This is a genomic window from Staphylococcus sp. GDX8P54P, from assembly GCF_017893165.1.
Taxonomy (GTDB): Bacteria; Bacillota; Bacilli; order Staphylococcales; family Staphylococcaceae; genus Staphylococcus; species Staphylococcus borealis.
In genome coordinates this window covers 51591-72662 of the sequence record NZ_JAESMM010000009.1, presented here as the reverse complement: position 1 = coordinate 72662, position 21072 = coordinate 51591, and the positions used below count along the sequence as shown (strand labels likewise).

At 33.6% G+C, this 21072-nt stretch carries 21 protein-coding genes and 1 riboswitch; of the genes, 15 read left to right on the top strand and 6 right to left on the bottom strand.

Going from position 1 to position 21072, the window contains the following annotated elements; all coding sequences use genetic code 11:
• The first annotated feature begins 111 nt into the window (after positions 1-111).
• Together KA909_RS04010 and KA909_RS04005 are read left to right on the top strand one after the other, a co-directional pair.
• Entirely contained in the window at positions 112-489 is a 378-nt protein-coding gene (locus KA909_RS04010) for a hypothetical protein (protein WP_053029704.1), read from the top strand.
• Between the two features lie 15 nt (positions 490-504).
• Positions 505-1152 carry a hypothetical protein gene (locus KA909_RS04005; protein ID WP_075108380.1) on the top strand — a complete coding sequence of 216 codons (648 nt, stop codon included), beginning with the start codon at positions 505-507 and terminating at the stop codon, positions 1150-1152.
• A gap of 63 nt (positions 1153-1215) precedes the next feature.
• Here KA909_RS04005 and yjbH read toward each other — a convergent pair whose 3' ends face one another.
• The 3 genes from yjbH to KA909_RS03990 all read right to left on the bottom strand — a co-directional run bounded on the left by yjbH (position 1216) and on the right by KA909_RS03990 (position 3071).
• Positions 1216-2013 carry a protease adaptor protein YjbH gene (yjbH, locus tag KA909_RS04000; RefSeq protein WP_053029700.1) on the bottom strand — a complete coding sequence of 266 codons (798 nt, stop codon included), beginning with the start codon at positions 2011-2013 and terminating at the stop codon, positions 1216-1218.
• A gap of 23 nt (positions 2014-2036) precedes the next feature.
• On the bottom strand, positions 2037-2402 hold the full coding sequence (locus tag KA909_RS03995) for a truncated hemoglobin YjbI (RefSeq protein WP_053030005.1): 366 nt from the start codon (positions 2400-2402) through the stop codon (positions 2037-2039).
• Positions 2403-2489: 87 nt separating this feature from the next.
• Positions 2490-3071 carry a CYTH domain-containing protein gene (locus KA909_RS03990; protein ID WP_193839555.1) on the bottom strand — a complete coding sequence of 194 codons (582 nt, stop codon included), beginning with the start codon at positions 3069-3071 and terminating at the stop codon, positions 2490-2492.
• 245 nt (positions 3072-3316) lie between these two features.
• Here KA909_RS03990 and KA909_RS03985 point away from each other — a divergent pair, with 245 nt between their 5' ends.
• The 7 genes from KA909_RS03985 to fabI all read left to right on the top strand — a co-directional run bounded on the left by KA909_RS03985 (position 3317) and on the right by fabI (position 10431).
• Positions 3317-3664 (top strand): UPF0738 family protein, encoded by a 348-nt coding sequence (locus tag KA909_RS03985; protein WP_070855082.1) that lies wholly within the window; start codon positions 3317-3319, stop codon positions 3662-3664.
• Between the two features lie 16 nt (positions 3665-3680).
• Positions 3681-4310, top strand: a complete 630-nt coding sequence (yjbM, locus tag KA909_RS03980) for a GTP diphosphokinase (RefSeq protein WP_011276222.1) — start codon at positions 3681-3683, stop codon at positions 4308-4310.
• A gap of 12 nt (positions 4311-4322) precedes the next feature.
• Complete coding sequence (locus KA909_RS03975) at positions 4323-5132, top strand: NAD kinase (RefSeq protein WP_011276221.1); 810 nt, start codon at positions 4323-4325, stop codon at positions 5130-5132.
• The gene (locus tag KA909_RS03970; protein ID WP_193839553.1) at positions 5129-5992 is read left to right on the top strand and encodes an RluA family pseudouridine synthase; all 864 of its coding nucleotides are present in this window, start codon (positions 5129-5131) and stop codon (positions 5990-5992) included. The genes KA909_RS03975 and KA909_RS03970 overlap by 4 nt, the downstream gene beginning before the upstream one ends.
• A gap of 21 nt (positions 5993-6013) precedes the next feature.
• Complete coding sequence (mgtE, locus tag KA909_RS03965) at positions 6014-7399, top strand: magnesium transporter (protein ID WP_053029688.1); 1386 nt, start codon at positions 6014-6016, stop codon at positions 7397-7399.
• A 9-nt stretch (positions 7400-7408) separates the two neighbouring features.
• Positions 7409-9253, top strand: coding sequence for a monovalent cation:proton antiporter family protein (locus tag KA909_RS03960; RefSeq protein ID WP_210129979.1), 1845 nt, complete (start codon positions 7409-7411; stop codon positions 9251-9253).
• A gap of 407 nt (positions 9254-9660) precedes the next feature.
• Positions 9661-10431 (top strand): enoyl-ACP reductase FabI, encoded by a 771-nt coding sequence (fabI, locus tag KA909_RS03955; RefSeq protein WP_210129978.1) that lies wholly within the window; start codon positions 9661-9663, stop codon positions 10429-10431.
• Between the two features lie 141 nt (positions 10432-10572).
• Here the strand turns inward: fabI and cozEa are convergent, their stop codons facing one another.
• Positions 10573-11658 (bottom strand): lipoteichoic acid biosynthesis protein CozEa, encoded by a 1086-nt coding sequence (gene cozEa, locus KA909_RS03950; RefSeq protein ID WP_075108384.1) that lies wholly within the window; start codon positions 11656-11658, stop codon positions 10573-10575.
• A 517-nt stretch (positions 11659-12175) separates the two neighbouring features.
• Between cozEa and KA909_RS03945 the strand changes: the two genes are divergently transcribed.
• Both KA909_RS03945 and KA909_RS03940 read left to right on the top strand, forming a co-directional pair.
• Positions 12176-12937 carry an esterase family protein gene (locus tag KA909_RS03945; protein WP_193839552.1) on the top strand — a complete coding sequence of 254 codons (762 nt, stop codon included), beginning with the start codon at positions 12176-12178 and terminating at the stop codon, positions 12935-12937.
• 179 nt (positions 12938-13116) lie between these two features.
• Complete coding sequence (locus tag KA909_RS03940) at positions 13117-13626, top strand: YjcG family protein (protein ID WP_075108386.1); 510 nt, start codon at positions 13117-13119, stop codon at positions 13624-13626.
• Between the two features lie 79 nt (positions 13627-13705).
• Here KA909_RS03940 and ltaA read toward each other — a convergent pair whose 3' ends face one another.
• Both ltaA and KA909_RS03930 read right to left on the bottom strand, forming a co-directional pair.
• A complete protein-coding gene (gene ltaA / locus KA909_RS03935; protein WP_075108387.1) occupies positions 13706-14902 on the bottom strand; it encodes a lipoteichoic acid biosynthesis MFS flippase LtaA in 1197 nt (398 codons plus the stop codon).
• Entirely contained in the window at positions 14880-16055 is a 1176-nt protein-coding gene (locus KA909_RS03930) for a diglucosyl diacylglycerol synthase (RefSeq protein WP_193839551.1), read from the bottom strand. Before KA909_RS03930 ends, ltaA begins: the two co-directional genes overlap by 23 nt.
• Positions 16056-16446: 391 nt before the next feature.
• Between KA909_RS03930 and KA909_RS03925 the strand changes: the two genes are divergently transcribed.
• The 4 genes from KA909_RS03925 (at position 16447) to KA909_RS03910 (ending at position 20838) form a co-directional block, all read left to right on the top strand.
• Positions 16447-17931: a UDP-N-acetylmuramoyl-L-alanyl-D-glutamate--L-lysine ligase gene (locus KA909_RS03925; protein WP_210129977.1), complete on the top strand. Its 1485-nt coding sequence runs from the start codon at positions 16447-16449 to the stop codon at positions 17929-17931.
• A complete protein-coding gene (locus KA909_RS03920; protein WP_193839549.1) occupies positions 17921-18172 on the top strand; it encodes a YueH family protein in 252 nt (83 codons plus the stop codon). Before KA909_RS03925 ends, KA909_RS03920 begins: the two co-directional genes overlap by 11 nt.
• A 3-nt stretch (positions 18173-18175) precedes the next feature.
• Positions 18176-19738, top strand: a complete 1563-nt coding sequence (locus tag KA909_RS03915) for a peptide chain release factor 3 (RefSeq protein WP_070855076.1) — start codon at positions 18176-18178, stop codon at positions 19736-19738.
• Positions 19739-19866: 128 nt separating this feature from the next.
• Positions 19867-19973: riboswitch (yybP-ykoY riboswitch) on the top strand.
• Between the two features lie 70 nt (positions 19974-20043).
• Complete coding sequence (locus KA909_RS03910; protein ID WP_210129976.1) at positions 20044-20838, top strand: TerC family protein; 795 nt, start codon at positions 20044-20046, stop codon at positions 20836-20838.
• The last annotated feature ends 234 nt before the right edge of the window (positions 20839-21072 follow it).

Below are 21072 nucleotides of genomic sequence, written 5' to 3'. Positions count from 1 at the left end.
TTTATAAATAGTTTTATTCCCTTTTCTATCATATGATGATTTTTAATATTAATTTGTTAAAATTAAGTTGTGATTTAATTTTATATTTAATCAATTTGAAAGGGGATATCAATGAAAAAATTTACTTTGTTATTGTCTATGATTTGCTTAACAATCGTTTTAGCTGCTTGTGACGATGGGGAACAAAAGGAACCATCAAATGACAGTAAGAAATCAGAAAAATTTGAGTATGTATATTACGAAGTCTTAAATGATGGTGATGAAGATTCGCCTAATGTTGAAATTAAATATAATGATAAAGAAAAGCACCCACATATTGAACGCACAAGTTTAGATCATGTTTATGAACATATATTAAGCGATGGTAATGAAAAACCTTACATCATTAAAGATGGTAAAAATATACATGTCTATCGACCACCGTATATGACTTATGGCGATGATGATGTAGAAGGAAAAGTAATTTCAAAAGATCAAGTAACTAAATAGGAGGGTGACGACTTAGTGAACAAAATAGTAAAGTTGATAAGTTGCATTAGTATTGTGAGCTTACTTTATATGTTTGAAATGCCACATCATCAGCTACATGCTACAACTTCAAATGGTGGCACATCAAGTAGTTCATCGTCTTCAAGTTCAAGCAGTGCATCTTCAAGTAGTGCAGCAACTAGAACGACATCGTCTTCAAGTTCATCTATGAATCGCTCTAGTGCAGTTAACGCTTCTCGTGCATCAAGACTGTCCAGCCAACGTGCTGCAGCGCAAGCGTCTAAAACGAGTAATATAGCTCATAATACTAAAGCTAAAAACACATATCATTCAAGTCGCTACAATCATCAAACACGTGCACTTTTAAATCCTAATTACAAATATAGTCCAAATGCTTCAGTACCATCACAATTTATGGCAACAAACTTCTATAACAATTGGCTATTTTATTATATGATTGCTAATTCATCTCAAGAACATAAACATAGCGTTAACTATCAAATGAATATGTTAAAACATCAAATGAAAGCTAAAGAGACATTATATACAGTGACTATTAAGACAAAGCAGGGAGATAGAGTTGTTGTGTTGCCAAAGCATCAATTTGATAAGCTTCAAAAAGGAAGTAATGTGAAAATAAAAAATGGGGTTGTACAACCTTAATTAAGTTAAACAATCAAAAAAACAACCAATCAAAGCGACTCTGCAATGATTGGTTGTTTTTAATTAAATTCTAGGCATTTTTGATTGCCAAAAATCGCCTTCAGGATATTGAAGTTTTTCAACTTTTTGTTGTAACGCCAATTTTTTTAGTTCTTTGGTCAATAACTTTTCGGGCCACTCGTAAATGGTTAATAATTCTTCCATAGTGACAAGTTGTTTCTTTTGAATATATTCCTCAATTTTTGGTGGAAGATTTTTCTCAATTGGGGTACCCATTAATTCGTTAATGATGTAAGTATATATATGATATGGATATAATCCTTCGACTTTGAGTCCTTCCTCATGAACATCTTCACTGAAAAATACAAGTGAAGGAGCCTGTTCAATTTCCATTTCTCGAGCAATGTGTAAATCTATTTTTAAACTTTCAGTTAGTTTGCGCTTTTGTAGATCTTCTTTAAATTCATTGTAATCTAAACCTGCGTTGATGATACAGTCACAAATCATCTCTTCCGTAATAATATCCTTCTTAGGGATGATTTCATTTTGCATTAAATGTATAAAACGCTCTGCTCTTAAACGCCCTTGTAATTCAGCGGCTTTATAAGCTAAGGCGATATTATCAAAATCAGAGGTACTTTGAGCTTGGCACTTAGTAAGTACTTTCAATGAAGGGTTTAGAATATGTCTGATACGGATATATTGATTATATTCAATTCTTAATTTAGAAATAATCGCTGATAATTTAAAGCAATCTGCATTAAACGGATCGAAAAATGAATAAATTTCAATTTTATTTACAGGTGACAGATTAGCATCTTCACGACTTTTATTGTCTACGATTTTTAGTTCTTCAGCCATGTTTTACTCACCTTCAATTATATTTAGGAATTTACCATGTGATTTGCGGTTAGACGTAATCGTTCATATAAGTAATCTCCGACGCCAGCTGGAAATTGCGCATCGGTTATTGCAATATGCATATTTTCTAACCATGCATCTCTTTCGTAAGTTGTTATTTTAAATTCCATGTGTCTCTTTTTTAACATCGGATGTCCGTGTTCTTCAGTATATAGGTTTGGTCCACCAAGAAATTGAGTGAGAAATTGTTTTTGTTTTCTACTCGTTTCGGCAAAATCCCCAGGAAACAAATGATTGATTCTATCATCTTTTTCGACTAAGGAATAGAAATGATCAATCATATTGTAGAGCGCTGTTTCACCTATAATATCGTATGGCGTTTTAGACATAATATCACCAATTTCCATTAATATATTACTAATATAACATGAATTTTTACATTTAAAAGTAATTTGACTTTTTACAATGACGTTGGATTAGTTCTCAATTTGATTCTTGTAATCGAAGAAACGTTGTACTTTATTTTTAGGTACAGTGTGTTCAAGATTAAATTCATTTAATAGCTTATTAAATTTCTGCAAGCCACTGTTATAATCATTAACTTCAAATTCTAATTCATAATCAACCTTGTCGAAATAATCACTTCTATCTAATACTAATAATTCATCTTGATAAGTTGTTTCCAGACGCGCTGTTGTTAGTGCACCTAATATAGTGAGTTCATTGTCATTAACACCGTATGATTCAATAATGTCTCGAATATCATGCGGTAATGTGTGCGTGGATATCACATCACCAGTGTTTGGATGATACGTCACCATATGATTGTATTCCATTAAACCTACTTCGGCTGGTACTTTTAAGGTCATTTCGTATGTATCATTTTTAACGCGAATACGTAATGCTGACTTATGATTACGTAATGTGAAACTTGGCGTATCAATATAATAGTTTGTTTGAGTAAAAGGTTCTTTATGTTCGAAAAATGCATGCTTAAATTTATCGTACACGTCTTTATTTAGTAATTGTTTGAATTCAATTTCATTATTTGTAGCCATAACTAGCACCTCGAAATCCATTTATTGTAATACATTATGACTGAGTTGTATCAAAATTTAAAGTAATTAAAGTTGTGTGAAATAAGTAAATATGAGCAAAAAAGTATAGATTTTAAAATGATGTGTCTAACGGCGACGTAACGGCGTTAATTGAACAGGACTAAACGATTAATAAGTGCATTTCAAACGTGTGTTATGCAGTTGAATTATGTTAAACTAGTAAAGAATAATAAGGAGGAACAAGCATGCGTATTTATGTAAATGAAATTAAAATTAAAGACGATGGCATTTATTGCTACTCAGAAGATCCAACTGATGGGTTAGTAGAAGTAGGGCAAATGCTTGTTGATAGTGATAATTATGGATTTGCCTACTTATTAGATGATGGACAATCGTATGATTACTTGATTTTCGTTCAAGAAACATGGTCCATGTTGCATGAGAATAGAGGCAAGAAATTAATTGTAAACGATGAATTGGAATTAGAACATTTTCAAGAGGAATTAGATTATATCCTTGAGAATGTTGAAGGAAATAATAACTATGGTAAGGAGTTTGTTTCAGCTGTTGAAGAAACTTTTGACCTAAAGTGAAGCGGAGTGAAACAATATGAATCAATGGGATCAATTTTTAACACCATATAAACAAGCCGTTGATGAGTTGAAGGTAAAATTAAAAGGTTTGCGTAAGCAATATGAAGTTGGAGAAGATGCTTCACCCATTGAATTCGTTACTGGTCGAGTAAAACCAATTACGAGTATTATTGATAAGGCGAATAAAAGGGGTATACCATTTGATCGACTACGTGAAGAGATGTATGATATTGCCGGTCTAAGAATGATGTGTCAATTTGTGGATGATATCGACGTTGTGGTTAATATGCTTAGACAGCGCCAGGATTTCAAGGTAATTGAAGAACGTGACTATATTAATAATACGAAACAAAGTGGTTATCGTTCATATCATGTGATTATTGAGTACCCAATTGAAACGCTAAATGGTCAGAAAGCTATTTTAGCGGAAATCCAAATTCGAACATTAGCGATGAATTTCTGGGCTACCATCGAACATACACTTAGATATAAATATGACGGTGATTATCCAGCAGAAATTCAGCATCGTCTTGAACGTGCAGCAGAAGCGGCATATCTTCTAGACGAGGAAATGTCTGAGATTAAAGATGAAATTCAAGAAGCACAGAAATATTATTCTCAAAAACGTGCAAAAAAACATGACTAATGAGGTGTGGGGATGCGTTATACAATCTTGTCAAAAGGTGATTCGAAATCTAATGCATTAAAGCATAAAATGATAAATCATATGAAAGACTTCCATATGGTAGAAGATGCCGTTAATCCAGAAATAGTGATTTCGGTAGGTGGAGATGGAACGTTGCTCCAAGCTTTTCACCAATATAGTCATATGTTGTCACAGGTGGCGTTTGTCGGTGTACATACAGGCCATTTAGGGTTTTATGCTGATTGGTTGCCTCATGAAGTGGAAAAATTAATTATCGAAATTAATAATTCTGAATTTCAAGTCATTGAATATCCATTGTTAGAAATTATTGTGAGATACAATGACAATGGTTATGAAACACGTTATTTAGCTTTAAATGAAGCAACGATGAAGACTGAAAATGGATCGACACTCGTTGTGGATGTAGGTATTCGTGGAAAACAATTTGAGCGTTTTAGAGGGGATGGATTATGTATTTCAACACCATCAGGTTCTACTGCCTATAATAAAGCATTAGGTGGTGCGTTAATACATCCTTCACTTGAAGCCATGCAAATCGCTGAAATTGCTTCTATCAATAATAGAGTTTTTAGAACAGTGGGGTCACCACTTGTTTTGCCTAAGCATCATACATGCTTAATCACACCAGTTAATCACGACACGATACTTACCACAATTGATCATGTGAGTTTAAAACATAAAAATGTCAATGGTATCCAATTTAGAGTAGCGAACGAGAAAGTTCGATTTGCTAGATTTAGACCATTCCCATTCTGGAAAAGGGTACATGATTCATTTATAGAGAGTGAAGATGGTCGATGAAATTTGTATATAAGATTCAGCATAATGAACTGCTTAAGTCTTTTTTACAGCGTCATCAATACTCTAAAAAGACAATTAGCGCCATTAAACTTAATGGCGCTTTAATTATTAATAATAAGCATGTCACCGTAAGGAAAATGATGATGCCGGGTGATGAATTAACCATTGAGTTGCCTGAAGAAATACCTAGTGCGTATTTAATACCTTCTAACAACCCTGTTGAAGTGCTATATGAAGACGACTATTTAATTATTGTTTCTAAACCGCATCATTTAAATAGTACACCATCAAGAGAACATCCACATGATAGTTTGATAGAACGCGTATTGTACTATTTGAATGATGGACAATTTATGCATTCGGTGATTGTACCGCATATTGTTACACGTTTAGATCGTAATACTCGTGGCATTGTTGTATTTGCTAAGTATGGGCATATCCATCATTTAATGTCGATGATGGCTCTAGATAAACGATATATGTGCGTGTGTTATGGTCAAACGTCAATCGATGGTGTGATCGAAGCGCCAATTGCAAGAGACAGTCAAAGTATTATCACTAGGAAGGTAGATAATTCGGGGAAATACGCTAAAACATCGTATAAAGCGATTGCGCATAAACCTAATGCGAGCCTATGTGAAATTAAATTACATACCGGGCGTACACACCAAATACGCGTTCATTTTAATTATATTGGGCATCCACTTGTAGGCGATGATTTATATGAGGGAAGTCATCCTACTATTCATACGCAATCTTTACAATGCTATAAAGTGACATTCATACATCCGATTTATAATAAAGAGATTGAGATAGAGATAGATTATAAATGGCTAGACAAGATATATACAGAATTATAATAAGATTTGGAGGTGCTGACGTTGTCATTAGAAACAGAAAATAATGACTATAACAATGAGGAAGTCTATAACCAAAATTTGTTAGACGAGTTATTAATACAAGATGATATTGATCGTTTTAGAGAAGAATTTCTAGCAATGCATGAATATGAACAAAGTGAATACTTTGAAGATACAACGAATGAGAACAGACAAAAAATATTTGAATTTTTATCACCACAAGAAGTTGGGGAATTCTTTGAACAATTAGAGATTGATGATGAAGCATATGAGGACCTCTTTGATACGATGAATGCGCATTATGCGAGTAAAGTATTAGAAGAAATGTCTTCCGATAATGCCGTAGACATTTTAAATGAGCTGTCAAAACCGAAAGTAGCTAGCTTGTTAACATTAATGAATCGTGAAGATGCAAATGAAATTAAGCATCTATTACATTACGAAGAAGATACAGCCGGCGGTATAATGACGACGGAATATATTTCGCTTGATGTGAATACACCGGTTAAAGAAGCATTGATGTTAGTAAAAGAACAAGCACCAGATGCCGAAACAATTTATGTTATTTTTGCCGTAAACACGGACGGACAATTAGTTGGTGTATTATCTTTAAGAGATTTAATCGTAGCAGAAAATGATGCTTACATCGAAGATATCATGAGTGAACGTGTCATTAGTGTTAATGTAGCTGATGACCAAGAAGATGTAGCACAAAAGATGAGAGATTATGACTTTATCGCTATGCCAGTTATTGATTATCAACAACATTTATTAGGTATTATTACAATCGATGATATCTTAGATGTCATGGATGAAGAAGCGAGTGAAGACTACTCACGTTTAGCCGGGGTATCTGATATCGACTCAACGAATGATTCTGTTGTCAAAACTGCGACTAAACGACTACCTTGGTTAATCATACTTACATTTTTAGGAATGATTACTGCCACAATATTAGGAAGTTTTGAATCAACATTATCACAAGTTGCGTTGTTAGCAGCATTTATACCAATTATTAGTGGTATGTCTGGGAACTCTGGTACGCAATCATTAGCGGTGTCTGTACGTAATATTTCAACTGGAGAAATTGATGAACAAAGTAAATTTAAGGTTGCTTTAAGAGAAGCGGGAAGTGGCTTACTATCAGGATTAGTGTGTGCCACTGTCTTATTTATTATCATCGTTGTCATTTATAGACAACCATTTTTAGCTTTAATTGTAGGTGGCAGTCTGACTATTGCGATGACAGTTGGTACATTAGTTGGTTCTATGATTCCATTGTTTATGAATAAATTGAATATTGATCCAGCTGTAGCCAGTGGACCATTTATTACAACGATAAATGATATTGTAAGTATGTTAATTTACTTTGGTTTAGCAACAACATTCATGTCATATTTAACATAGGGGGACAAAATGGAGTTTTTTTCACTAGTTATTGTAGTTCTAGCAGCTTTTTTAACACCAATTATTATCAATAGGCTGAACATCAATTTTTTACCAGTTGTCGTAGCTGAAATTATAATGGGGATTATTATTGGTCAGTCTTTTTTAAATTTAGTACATAAAGATAGTATGCTGAACATATTGTCAACTTTAGGGTTTATCTTTTTAATGTTTTTAAGTGGTCTAGAAATTGATTTTAGTACGTTTAAAAAGGATAAAAGAAATCGACAAGGTACTAATAAGCATGAAAAGAATGTACCAAGTCATCTTAACTTAGCCTTAACTGTGTTTGCTTTTATCATGATTATTTCTGTTATATTAGCGTACGCATTCAAATGGTTAGGGCTAGTAGATGATGTCTTGTTAATGATTATTATTATATCAACGATATCACTAGGTGTTGTCGTACCGACATTGAAAGAAATGAATATCATGCGTACGACCATTGGTCAATTTATATTGTTAGTGGCCGTATTAGCCGATTTAGTAACAATGGTACTGTTAACTATATACGGTGGTATCAATGGTAGTGGTAATGGTTCTGTTTGGCTTTCAGCAATTCTGCTTGTCTTTACGGCCATTTTCTATATATTAGGTGTTGTATTTAAGCGTATGAAATTTTTACACCGTTTGATTGGTGGCACAACACAAATTGGTATCAGAGCAATATTTGCCCTTATCATTCTTTTAGTCGCACTTGCTGAAGGGGTAGGCGCTGAATACATATTAGGCGCATTCTTAGCGGGTGTCGTTGTATCTTTACTGAAACCAGACGAAGAATTAGTGCATACGCTCGATTCATTTGGATATGGGTTCTTTATTCCAATCTTCTTTATTATGGTGGGTGTTGATTTAAATATTCCGTCATTAATTAAAGAACCATCACTATTATTAATCATTCCAGTATTAATTATCGCTTTTATTATTTCGAAATTAATTCCAGTTTTCTTTATTCGACGATGGTTTGACAGCAAGACAACAATAGCATCAGCATTTTTATTAACGTCAACACTATCATTAGTCATTGCCTCTGCTAAAATTGCAGAACAATTAAATACGATATCATCTGAAATGTCAGGCATACTTATTTTAAGTGCGATTATTACTTGTGTGTTTGTACCAATTATTTTCAAGAAAATGTTTCCAATTCCCGATGAAGCTAATCGTAAAATTGATATTGCGTTAATAGGTAAGAATCAGTTGACGATTCCAATTGTGCAAAATTTATCACCACATCTTTATAACGTGACCTTATATTATCGTAAAGATTTAGGGGATAAACATAATTTATCGGATCATATAACTGTGGTTGAAATCGCGCACTATGAGGAACACCTCTTAGAAAGATTAGGATTATTCAATCAAGATATTGTAGTTTGTTCTGCTAATGATGATAGTCTTAACCGAGAAGTCGCTAAATTAGCTAAAGCACATGATGTTAAGCGTGTCATTTGTCGATTAGAAAACAGTAATGAAGATGAAGAAATGAAAGGTGAAGGTATTGAAGTATTCAGTAACTTCATTAGTAATAAAATCTTCTTACAAGGCTTAATCGAAACACCAAATATGTTGAACATTTTAAGCAATGTGGAAACATCATTATATGAAATTGAAATGTTAAATCATCAATATGAAAATATTCAGTTACGTAATTTCCCATTTGGCGGTGACATTATCTTTGTACGAATTATCCGTAACAATGAATCCATCGTCCCTCATGGTGATACACAATTAAGGTATAAAGATAGACTTATCGTAACGGGCTCGAAAGAGTACGTTGATGAATTAAAATCAGATTTAGAGTTTTATTATTGATTGAGTGGAATCAACAATTGATTATGAGGTCGGAACAAAGATATTTAGTATTTGAGAAGAACCGAGTGATTTGCAAAATTGTTTCTCAAACGTTGTAGGGTGTGAAAGTACTCAGCTTGCGCTACTTGTAGAATTGCTTATAGGAAATCGCTAGCCAGGGGGTAACTCCGCCGTTAATCCTCATTTTTGAGTGGCTAAAGCAAAATCACTATTTAAAATAACGCGTTCTAAGTTTAGCTTTTCCAAAGTACAATCTTTATATTTCCGCCTCTTTTCATCTCATAAGGTAATAATATTGCTTTATAATTGTTGAGTAAGAATGGTAAAATAATAACGTTAGATTAGTCTACATTGTTAATACAGTGAGATTAAGATATAAAAAATCGATGATTAAGGAGTTATTTCGAATGATTAATCTTGAAAATAAAACCTTCGTAATTATGGGTATTGCTAATAAACGTAGTATCGGATTTGGCGTTGCAAAGGTATTAGATCAATTAGGGGCTAAACTTGTTTTCACGTATCGTAAAGACCGTAGCCGCAAAGAATTAGAAAAATTATTAGAACAATTAAATCAAGAAGATCCTAAACTATATCAAATTGATGTTCAAAAAGATGAAGATGTAGTCAATGGTTTCGCGAAAATTGGCGAAGAAGTAGGCAATATTGATGGTGTATATCATTCTATCGCTTTTGCTAATATCGAAGATTTACGTGGCCGTTTCTCAGAAACATCAAGAGAAGGTTTCTTACTTGCTCAAGATATCAGCTCTTATTCATTAACAATTGTTGCACATGAAGCGAAGAAATTAATGCCAAATGGTGGTAGTATTGTTGCAACAACATATCTTGGTGGCGAATTTGCTGTTCAAAACTATAACGTTATGGGCGTAGCGAAAGCAAGTTTAGAAGCGAATGTGAAATATTTAGCCTATGATTTAGGTTCAGATAATATTCGTGTCAATGCGATCTCTGCAGGTCCAATTCGTACATTAAGTGCTAAAGGTGTCGGTGGCTTCAATACAATCCTTAAAGAAATTGAAGAACGTGCACCATTAAGACGAAATGTAGATCAAGAAGAAGTAGGTAAAACAGCTGCTTATTTATTAAGTGATTTCTCAAGCGGTGTGACTGGAGAGAACATTCACGTAGATAGTGGTTTCCACGCAATAAAATAATGAGTATATTTAATATGGGAGCGGGACAACGAATTTATTTTAAATTCTGTCCTGTTCTCTTTTTTTCTAAAAAAGGGAGTAGATTTGAATTCGTAATAAATTCAAACCTACTCCTAAAATATATTATACATTTGTATCAAATTAATCTTTGACGTCGCTATTCGCTTTATCAATAATACGTTGACGATATTTAAAGACATTGCTTGCGACGGTCTTAAGTACTGCATAAAGAGGGACGGCAATTAAAATAAGTGTAAAGCCACCTAAATCTCCTGCAGCTAAAATAACGACAATGATAGTAAGTGGGTGAATACTCAAAGATTTACCCATAACATTCGGCGTAATGACGTTACCTTCAAGTTGTTGCGCGATTAATGTCACCACACAAACCCAAATAAATGTAGTAGGGCCATCAATAATACCTAGTATGCCTGCAGGTGCAAAAGATAACCATGGTCCTAAGAAAGGAATTAAGTTAGCTACACCGGCAAATAGTACTAATAAAGGTGTGTAAGGTAAGCCTATAATTGTATAACCAATATATAAAATAACCCCTAGGATAACACTCACTGTCACTTGTCCTTGAATGTATGATTTTAAAGTGAAGTTTAAATCTTTCATTAAATCGACTACAAATACTTTACGCTCTCCTTTGAAAAATTTAGCAAGCGCAGGAATAAATTTTTCATGATCTTTTAACATGTAAATTAAGAAGAACGGTACCATGATAAGTAAGAAGACAGTTGAAATAAATGACGTAATGTAAGAGAATGAGTTGGCTAAAATACCTGTCAAACTGTCACTCATTGATTTAACAGCTGAATTAATTCTATCTGTTACGTCACTTGGAAGTTTATCCATTTGAGTAAGTGAGAAATTAACAATCTGTTCAGCCTCTTTTTGTAATGATGGTGCCGCTTTAATTAAGCTGTTCACATTCGAAATAATGATTGGTGCTATAAATGCGACAACGATTGCAATGATAGCAATTAAACCAATAAAGATGGTTGTAATACTTGCCCAACGTGGGAATCCCCACTTTTCAAGAATATTTTGAAAAGGTAAGCAGATATAAAATAAAAATCCGCTAATCATAAATGGAAGAAACACAGAACCAATAATGGTTACAATAGGTGCAAAAACGCTTTGTACTTCCATAAACAATTTAATTAGCACGAACAAGATAATTAGGGCAATACCTGTTCGAAACCAAACTTTGTTAAGCATATGCTTACGTCCTCCTATTTTCATTTGTTCACTATTTATTAAGTATATATCAATTAAGACATGTTAAAAAGGGAAATTTTAACTGCAAGAAATACACAGAAATCCATCACACTTAAATTCAGATACGTAAACCAAACCTTCAACAAACCTAAAACAACACCACAACTTTCAAACTAAAATACGGTGGGGCCCCAGCACAGAGAATTTCGCAAAGAAATGCCACAAGCAAAGCAAGCTGGGGTGGGGCCCCAGCACAGAGAATTTCGCAAAGAAATTCCACAAGCAAAGCAAGCTGGGGCGGGCCCCAGCACAGAGAATTTCGAAAAGAAATTCCACAAGCAAAGCAAGCTGGGGGAATGGAGATCCTAGCCTATCCGTATTAAATCGTCTTCTTTCCCTAATAACTATGATTAAATTACCAAATTTCATGAATATGAAACATTTGTTTTTTCAGAGATTTAAAAGTCATCGTGAACTTGATACAATGAGTATATTCTATTTAGGGGGCGTCAATGTCATGTCGAATTTTAAAGCAGGCAAAATTAATAAACATATCTTACATAGTCATATCTTAGAAAGAGATGTTACATTATCAGTATATTTGCCTGAAGATTATTCTGAACTATTCAAATATCAAGTCATTATTTGTTTTGACGGGTTAGATTTTTTAAGATTTGGAAGACTTCAGCGTGAATATGAACGTTTAAGAAGAGAGGATGAAATTCAACGCGCGATTATTGTCGGTTTCCATTATGAAGATGTTGATAAGCGTCGAGAAGAGTTTCATCCACAAGGAAGTAGAAGTCAGAAGACGGTACAAGCCGTAGGTAAAGAGTTGCTGCCATTTATTGATAATACGTTTCCAACATATAAAGTAGGAAACGCCAGAATTTTAATGGGTGATAGTCTTGCAGGCAGTATAGCACTATTAACCGCATTAACATATCCAACCATATTCAGCCAAATTGCAATGCTTAGCCCACATTCAGATGCTACAGTTATAGATAAATTTAATCATTGCATACAGTATAATGAATTATCTATTTGGCATGCGATAGGGTTAGAAGAGGAAGATTTTGCCTTACCAACAACGGGGGAACGTGCGAACTTTTTAACACCGAATAGAGCGCTTGCAGATGTGATTAAAGATAAGGGCGTGACCTACCATTATTTAGAGTTTGAAGGCGGGCATAATTGGAAATCTTGGAAGCCATTATTACCAGATGTACTAACGTATTTTCTTGGTGATGAAGTAACGGCACCATCAGATGAAGTTTAATTCGTTTTATTAGGAAAAGGGGAATCAAGGGTATAGTGTCAGTTTGTACAATGATTTTTTGATGATGCGAAATGAAATATTTAATTATTGTAAACCTTTTCAAAAAATTCTGCTAACTAATAACGTAAAATATAGAATTTTGCTATAATGGTAATATGTTAAACAAAGGAGGAATTTAAATGAATATAGGATTAGCATTAATTCCGTCAAAATCATTTCAAGATGAAGTGAACGGTTATCGTAAACGTTATGATACTGAATATGCACGTATCATGCCTCATATCACGATCAAGTCACACTTTGAAATCAATGATGATGAATTAGATTCAGTAAAAGAAGAAGTTAAAAAAAGATTAGAAGGTTTTAAACCAGTTGAAGTGCATGCAACAAAAGCTTCAAGTTTTAAACCAACTAACAATGTGATTTATTTTAAAGTTGCTAAAACAGACGAATTAGAACAGCTTTTCAATTTATTTAATACTGAAGATTTTCATGGTGAAGCGGAACATCCATTTGTACCGCACTTTACAATTGCTCAAGGTTTAACAAGCCAAGAATTTGAAGATATATTTGGTCAAGTAGAATTAGTAGGGGTAGACCTTAAAGAAAATATTGAAGAACTTTCATTGTTACGCTATGACGAGGAAGAAGATAAATGGAAAGTGATTGATACTTTCAAATTAGCGTAATTGTAAATAATAATAAGCAAAATAAAATCTAGTTAACGTACATTATTTGCACGTTAACTAGATTTTTTAGTGTTTTATGTTAAATACGATTTACTTTGCCTCGGTGCTTAATAAAATAAATGCCGTAGAAAATAGCCAATATTAAAAAGATCGCGGCAGAAAAGTAAAATGTATTACTTAGCCCGTTAGAAAATTGAGCAATTAAACCACCAAATAAGGGACCAATCATAGAGCCAAAGCCTTGAACGCTGTTGAAGACGCCCCAAGTTTCCTCTTGTTCAGCGGGGTCAATTTGTCCTGCCATAAATGTATTCCATGCTGGTAATAATATGCCATACATTAATCCTATAAATATTGCTACGATCCATACAACAACAATATTGGTTACTAGTGATAAACCGAAGATAAATGCTGTAAATAGTAAAAAGCCTACAAAAATAACGGCATACATAAATCCTTTACTATTTTTATCGATAATTTTAGATAAGAATAGCATTGAAATCGCACAACCTGCGCCACCGATAGCAATGGCAACGGTATACTCAATTGTGCTAACACCAACTACCTTAGTCGCATATGTTGGTAGTATAGGTAACAATGCTGAGATAGATGCACCTTGTAACAAAATGCCCGGGAATAATACCAAATGGCGCTTCATAACATTGACAATTTGTCCTAATTGTTCACTTACAGGTTTCGTATTATAATTTGTTAATTTAACGTCAACAAAATAATACAACACCCATGCAATAACTACGACGAGTGACATCATAAATGCAAATCGAGTTGGATGTATTTTAACTAATACATTCATAAACGCCCAACCAACAAGTAAACCTAACAACCAAGAAAAGTAGACATAACCCATTTGTTTGCCACGCTGTGCTTCTTCTACACTTGATAACATGATGACCCATATAGGGCTAACTGCGATACCTAGCATGATTGCACTAATAATGATTACTATAGGATTAGCTGGAAACCAAATGACTAAGAATAAACTCATAAAAGCTAATAAAAATCCAAGGGTTAATACTAGCTTAGTACCAAATTTTTTTAAGAGGAATCCAATGATAAAATTTGTTGCTGCATCGGATATAAAGTGAATTGATAATGCCGCTGATGTTACTGCTACTGCAATCGAAGTAACGGTTGGTAAGTAATTGACGTAACTTAATACATACATACCTCTTGCAAATTCCATTAAGAATAAAATAACGAGCATTATCTTAAAGTTTTTACTAATTCCTTTACTACTTAACGAAGAATTTGGCATACAAAGGTACCTTTCCGTAAATTTCCTGTTGTTGTGATGAACTGTCCAGGATATTTAGTAAATCGGTACATAATCTATAAGTTGAATGATCAACTTTTTCTTCAGTCATTTTATTAGTCATAGCTTGTAACCGTTCTTCGTGATTGGTTAAGTCAGAAACGATTTCGATAGCTTCCTCAGGTGTGTTTGCAATTTTTCCGTATGATTTATCTTGGAAATACAATGCGTTTTCAAGTTCTTGACCTGGTGCTGGATTTAAAAATATCATTGGTAAACTACGTGTTAAACCTTCAGAAATTGTAATCCCACCTGGTTTTGTAATCATAAGTTGACTTGAAGCCATCCATTCATTCATATGTTTGGTATAACCTAGAATGAGTACGTTATCATATGACTTAAATTGTGCTTCTAAAGTACGTTTTAGTGCTTTACTACGTCCGCAAATCATCACGATTTGTGATTGAGGACTCTTCTTAAGGATACTATCAATCATAAAGTCAAATCCTTTAGAAACGCCAAATGCGCCTGCAGACATTAAAATAGTTGGTTTATCAGGATTTAAATGATGCTTTTGTAACCAAACTACTTTATCGATATCAGATTCGAACTTATCAGAAATTGGTATGCCAGTTACTTTGATATCAGAAGCTGGAATACCTGCATTGATAAAATCACGCTTAGTATCTTCAGTAGCGACATAATATCGATGAGAATTAGGCGTTATCCAGTTTTTTTGCAAACGATAATCTGTCATAACCGTTGCAATTGGAATGTTCATGTTAAATTGCTCAGTCAACACTGACATTACTGGTGTAGGGAACGTCAATAAGATTAAGTCTGGCTTTTCTTTAAGCAACAAATTAATCAATTTATTTAATCCATAATATTTATAAAAACATTTATCTAACTCATCAGGGCGACTATAATAAAAGTTCTTATACATATTTCTAAAATATTTAAAGCTATTGATATACCATTTTTTGCAAATAGAAGTTAAAATTGGATGTGCTTCCATAAACAAGTCATGCTCAATAACTGATAGGTGAGACAAATTCATTTCGTTAAGTTGATTAACAACACTTTGAGTCACCTGTAAATGTCCGTTTCCAAATGAGCCGGTAATAATCAATATCTTTTTATTTTGAGTAACCATTAATAGTCACCCTCCATTAATTTAAATTTAAAATACGCATTAACGTATTTAATGCGAACGATAATAGCATTAAATACGGATACTCAGTTATCGTATTATATTTATACCCTTTATTAACAGTATAAATTTCATTTATAGTGCATTATAGCATACTAACGAAGTTAACATCATCTTTATATCACTATCCTAGCACTAATATATTTAAATGTATTGAATTGTAGTGATATATATAGGAAATTTTAAAATAATTAACGCTTAATTAATAATTTCTTCACTTTATTGATTCATATATTGAGTGTGAGGTTAAAACTAATATTTTAATGATTATAAATTTATCAACAACTTCAAAACGTGTATAATAAACTTATTGTAAAAAAAGGAGCGATACATTTTGAATGCGAATGAGTTGTTCGAAAAAATACGAGTAAAACAAGTAATAGGTACTTTAGATATAAATGTTACAGATATCACTACAGATTCACGTACTGCAAGTGAAGGAAGTATATTCGTCGCATCAAAAGGTTACACGGTTGATAGCCATAGATTTTGTCAGAATGTTGTAGATCAAGGCGCAAAAGTCATTGTAGTTAATCAACAACAAGACATTAGCGGGAACGTAACGCAAGTTATTGTACCAGATACATTAAGAGTTGCTAGCTTATTAGCGCATACACTATATGACTATCCGAGCCATCAATTAACGACAATTGGTGTAACAGGGACAAATGGTAAAACTTCAATTGCTACGATGATCCATCTCATTTATAGAGGATTAGGCAAAGGTAGTGCATATTTAGGAACGAATGGTTTCCAAATCAACGAATATAAAACTAAAGGTGCAAACACGACACCAGAAACGGTCTCTTTGACTAAAAAGATTAAACAAGCTGTCGATGAAGATGCGGAAGTTATGATTATGGAAGTATCTAGCCACGGCTTATCATTAGGAAGATTAAGAGGCGTTGAATTTGATGTAGCGGTATTCTCTAATTTGACACAAGATCATTTAGATTTCCATGGCACAATGGAAGCTTACGGTCACGCTAAGTCATTATTATTTAGTCAATTAGGAGAAGATTTATCGAAAGAGAAGTATGCCATTGTCAACAATGATGACGCATTCTCTGAGTACTTGGCGTCAGTGACACCATATGAAATTTTTACGTATGGTATAGATCACGATGCGCAATTTATGGCTACCAATATTCAAGAATCTTTACAAGGTGTTCAGTTTGATTTTGTAACACCTATTGGTACTTATAATGTTAAAACCCCATATGTAGGTAAATTTAATATTTCAAATATCATGGCTGCTATGATTGCTGTTTGGAGTAAGGGTACGTCAATGGAAGATATTGTTAAGGTGGTTGAAACTTTAGAACCAGTTGAAGGTCGTTTAGAAGTGCTTGATCCATCGTTACCGATAGATTTAATTATTGACTATGCACATACAGCTGATGGAATGAATAAATTAATAGATGCTGTGAAACCTTTCGTAAAACAGAAATTAATCTTTTTAATTGGTATGGCTGGAGAACGTGACTTAACTAAGACACCTGAAATGGGTGCAGTAGCATGTAGGGCAGATTATGTTATATTCACACCAGATAATCCAGCTAATGACGATCCTAAAATGTTGACAGCTGAACTCGCTAAAGGTGCTACACATGATCATTACATTGAATTTGAGGACAGAGCTGAAGGTATTAGACACGCCATTGATGTGGCCGAACCAGGAGATACAGTCGTATTAGCTTCTAAAGGAAGAGAACCATATCAAATCATGCCTGGACATGTTAAGGTACCTCATAGAGATGATTTAATTGGACTGGAAGCAGCATACAAGAAATTTGGCGGTGGCTCTGGTGAACATTAAACAATTAACTATTAATGGTGAAATTGTTAATGCATATCTATGTATTATTGAAGCAACAGAGCAAATTATGATAGCTATACCTGATGTATTTTGGTCAATAGAACTAGATGTACGTATGAATAGTGACGACATTAAAGAAGAATTGATAATGCAATTATTTGCATTTGTAGATGAAGAAGCAGCGATACATATTGCTTCAAATTTAACAAAATGGATTGTGAATGATTTTAAAGGAGATTAATAGATGAGTTTAAAAGAAGAAGTTGAATCAAGAAAGACGTTCGCCATCATCTCTCACCCAGATGCTGGTAAAACGACATTGACTGAAAAGTTATTATATTTTAGTGGTGCTATAAGAGAAGCGGGTACAGTCAAAGGTAAAAAAACAGGGAAATTTGCAACAAGTGACTGGATGAAAGTCGAACAAGAACGTGGTATCTCAGTAACAAGTTCAGTTATGCAATTTGATTATGATGACTACAAAATTAATATTCTAGATACACCAGGACACGAAGACTTCTCAGAAGATACTTACCGTACATTAATGGCAGTGGATAGTGCGGTAATGGTTATTGACTGCGCCAAAGGTATTGAACCGCAAACCTTGAAATTATTTAAAGTATGTAAAATGAGAGGTATTCCGATTTTTACATTTATTAATAAATTAGACCGTGTAGGTAAAGAGCCATTTGAATTATTAGATGAGATTGAAGAAACATTAAACATCGATACGTACCCTATGAATTGGCCAATTGGTATGGGGCAAAATTTCTTTGGTATTATTGACCGTGATTCAAAGTCTATCGAACCTTTTAGAGATGAAGAAAATGTCTTACACTTAAATGATGATTATGAATTGCAAGAATCACATCCCATTAGTAATGACAGTGCATTTGCGCAAGCGATTGAAGAATTCATGCTCGTAGAAGAAGCGGGTGAAGACTTTGATAATGATGCGCTATTGAATGGTGAACTGACACCGGTATTCTTTGGTTCTGCTTTAGCTAACTTTGGTGTACAAAACTTCTTGAATGCCTACGTTGATCATGCACCTATGCCGAATGCACGTCAAACAAATGAAGAAGTTGAAGTAAGTCCTTTCGATGATGAATTTTCTGGATTTATCTTCAAAATACAAGCCAATATGGATCCTAAACATCGTGACAGAATTGCATTTATGCGTGTCGTAAGTGGCGCATTTGAACGTGGTATGGACGTAACTTTACAACGTACGAATAAAAAGCAAAAAATCACACGTTCAACATCATTTATGGCTGACGATAAAGAAACAGTGAACCATGCCGTAGCCGGAGATATCATTGGTTTATATGACACAGGTAACTATCAAATTGGAGACACATTAGTTGGTGGTAAACAAAAGTATAGTTTCCAAGACTTACCACAATTTACTCCGGAAATATTTATGAAAGTTTCAGCTAAAAACGTAATGAAACAAAAACATTTCCATAAAGGGATTGAACAACTTGTTCAAGAGGGTGCGATTCAATACTATAAAACGCTTCATACGAATCAAATTATTTTAGGTGCCGTAGGACAATTACAATTTGAAGTATTTGAACACCGTATGAAAAATGAATATAATGTTGATGTTGTAATGGAACCTGTCGGTAGAAAAATTGCGCGTTGGATTGAAAATGAAGATGATATTCAAGATAAAATGAACACATCTCGCTCAATATTAGTAAAAGATAGATATGATAATTTTGTCTTCTTATTCGAAAATGAATTTGCAACACGATGGTTCGAAGAAAAATTCCCAGAAATTAAATTGTATAGTCTTTTATAAGCATACGATTGAAAAAGAAGGGTATTAATAACGATTTCAGCTCTTTAAATTTTACAATTTATTGAACGCAAATGGTTTATTTATATGGAGTATGGTGTATAATACACTTAACAAATGAATACCTATGACAAGTTGTCAGAGGGGAGTAACTTGAGAATCATCATTACATTTGATGATTAGCACTTTATCGTCATTACGAAGTATGGACTTCCGGTAAAGTGGGCAATTATTTGCTAAGTGAGACCTTTGCTATTATTTAGCATAGGTCTCTTTATTTGTATTCAAACAAAAAGGAGCTGTCCACTATGGATCCGAGTTTAATTTTACCTTACTTGTGGGTAATTCTCGTTCTTGTATTTTTAGAAGGGCTATTAGCAGCTGATAATGCTGTTGTTATGGCCGTTATGGTTAAACATTTACCACCTGAACAACGTAAAAGAGCTTTATTTTATGGTTTACTAGGTGCATTTGTATTTCGTTTTCTTGCCTTATTCTTAATTAGTATTATCGCTAATTTCTGGTTTATTCAAGCACTGGGTGCCGCATATTTAATTTTCATGTCTATAAGAAATCTGTGGCAATTTTTCCATAAAGAACACGAAGATCAACCTGAAGGTGATGATCATCATTTCGACGATGATGGTGTTGAAAAGAAAGTCGGACCAATGCAATTCTGGGGTACTGTGTTAAAAGTTGAATTTGCAGATATCGCTTTTGCTATTGATTCTATGTTAGCTGCCATGGCTATTGCTGTTACATTACCAACAGTTGGCATTCATTTTGGTGGCATGGACTTAGGTCAATTCTCAGTTATGTTTATTGGTGGCATGATCGGTGTTATTTTAATGCGTTTTGCTGCTACATGGTTTGTTGACTTATTAAACAAATACCCTGGCTTAGAAGGTGCTGCCTTTGCAATTGTAGGATGGGTAGGTATTAAATTAGTTGTCATTGTACTTGCACATGAAGACATCGGTATTTTACCTGAACACTTCCCTCATAGTACATTATGGCAAGCTATTTTCTGGACAGTTATGATTCTATTAGTTGTTATCGGTTGGTTAACATCAGTGCGTAGTAACAAAAAGAAAACTAAATAATTTGGCTTAAACGCTTCATTCGAGTCTTTTAAATTTGATGAGAACCATTAAATTTAAAAGGCTTTTTTATTTTTTATAGAATGATATATATATATATATAAATGGTAAGAAAAATTCAGATTTGAACCTTCAATTCATTGCCAATTGGCAATAATGATATTAAACTTTAATTAATGTATAAATAAATTAAACAAAACCACAACCATATAAACATAATGCAACGTTACCATAATA

What these genes read in the sequence shown, in the direction of transcription:
- fabI (WP_210129978.1), top strand. Translation starts at nt 9,661, where the DNA reads ATGATTAATCTTGAAAATAAAACCTTCGTAATTATGGGTATTGCTAAT.
- ltaA (WP_075108387.1), bottom strand. Translation starts at nt 14,902, where the DNA reads ATGCCAAATTCTTCGTTAAGTAGTAAAGGAATTAGTAAAAACTTTAAG.
- KA909_RS03985 (WP_070855082.1), top strand. Translation starts at nt 3,317, where the DNA reads ATGCGTATTTATGTAAATGAAATTAAAATTAAAGACGATGGCATTTAT.
- KA909_RS03960 (WP_210129979.1), top strand. Translation starts at nt 7,409, where the DNA reads ATGGAGTTTTTTTCACTAGTTATTGTAGTTCTAGCAGCTTTTTTAACA.
- KA909_RS03930 (WP_193839551.1), bottom strand. Translation starts at nt 16,055, where the DNA reads ATGGTTACTCAAAATAAAAAGATATTGATTATTACCGGCTCATTTGGA.
- yjbH (WP_053029700.1), bottom strand. Translation starts at nt 2,013, where the DNA reads ATGGCTGAAGAACTAAAAATCGTAGACAATAAAAGTCGTGAAGATGCT.
- KA909_RS03995 (WP_053030005.1), bottom strand. Translation starts at nt 2,402, where the DNA reads ATGTCTAAAACGCCATACGATATTATAGGTGAAACAGCGCTCTACAAT.
- KA909_RS03945 (WP_193839552.1), top strand. Translation starts at nt 12,176, where the DNA reads ATGTCGAATTTTAAAGCAGGCAAAATTAATAAACATATCTTACATAGT.
- KA909_RS03970 (WP_193839553.1), top strand. Translation starts at nt 5,129, where the DNA reads ATGAAATTTGTATATAAGATTCAGCATAATGAACTGCTTAAGTCTTTT.
- KA909_RS03940 (WP_075108386.1), top strand. Translation starts at nt 13,117, where the DNA reads ATGAATATAGGATTAGCATTAATTCCGTCAAAATCATTTCAAGATGAA.
- yjbM (WP_011276222.1), top strand. Translation starts at nt 3,681, where the DNA reads ATGAATCAATGGGATCAATTTTTAACACCATATAAACAAGCCGTTGAT.
- cozEa (WP_075108384.1), bottom strand. Translation starts at nt 11,658, where the DNA reads ATGCTTAACAAAGTTTGGTTTCGAACAGGTATTGCCCTAATTATCTTG.
- KA909_RS03990 (WP_193839555.1), bottom strand. Translation starts at nt 3,071, where the DNA reads ATGGCTACAAATAATGAAATTGAATTCAAACAATTACTAAATAAAGAC.
- KA909_RS03975 (WP_011276221.1), top strand. Translation starts at nt 4,323, where the DNA reads ATGCGTTATACAATCTTGTCAAAAGGTGATTCGAAATCTAATGCATTA.
- KA909_RS03910 (WP_210129976.1), top strand. Translation starts at nt 20,044, where the DNA reads ATGGATCCGAGTTTAATTTTACCTTACTTGTGGGTAATTCTCGTTCTT.
- KA909_RS04010 (WP_053029704.1), top strand. Translation starts at nt 112, where the DNA reads ATGAAAAAATTTACTTTGTTATTGTCTATGATTTGCTTAACAATCGTT.
- KA909_RS03915 (WP_070855076.1), top strand. Translation starts at nt 18,176, where the DNA reads ATGAGTTTAAAAGAAGAAGTTGAATCAAGAAAGACGTTCGCCATCATC.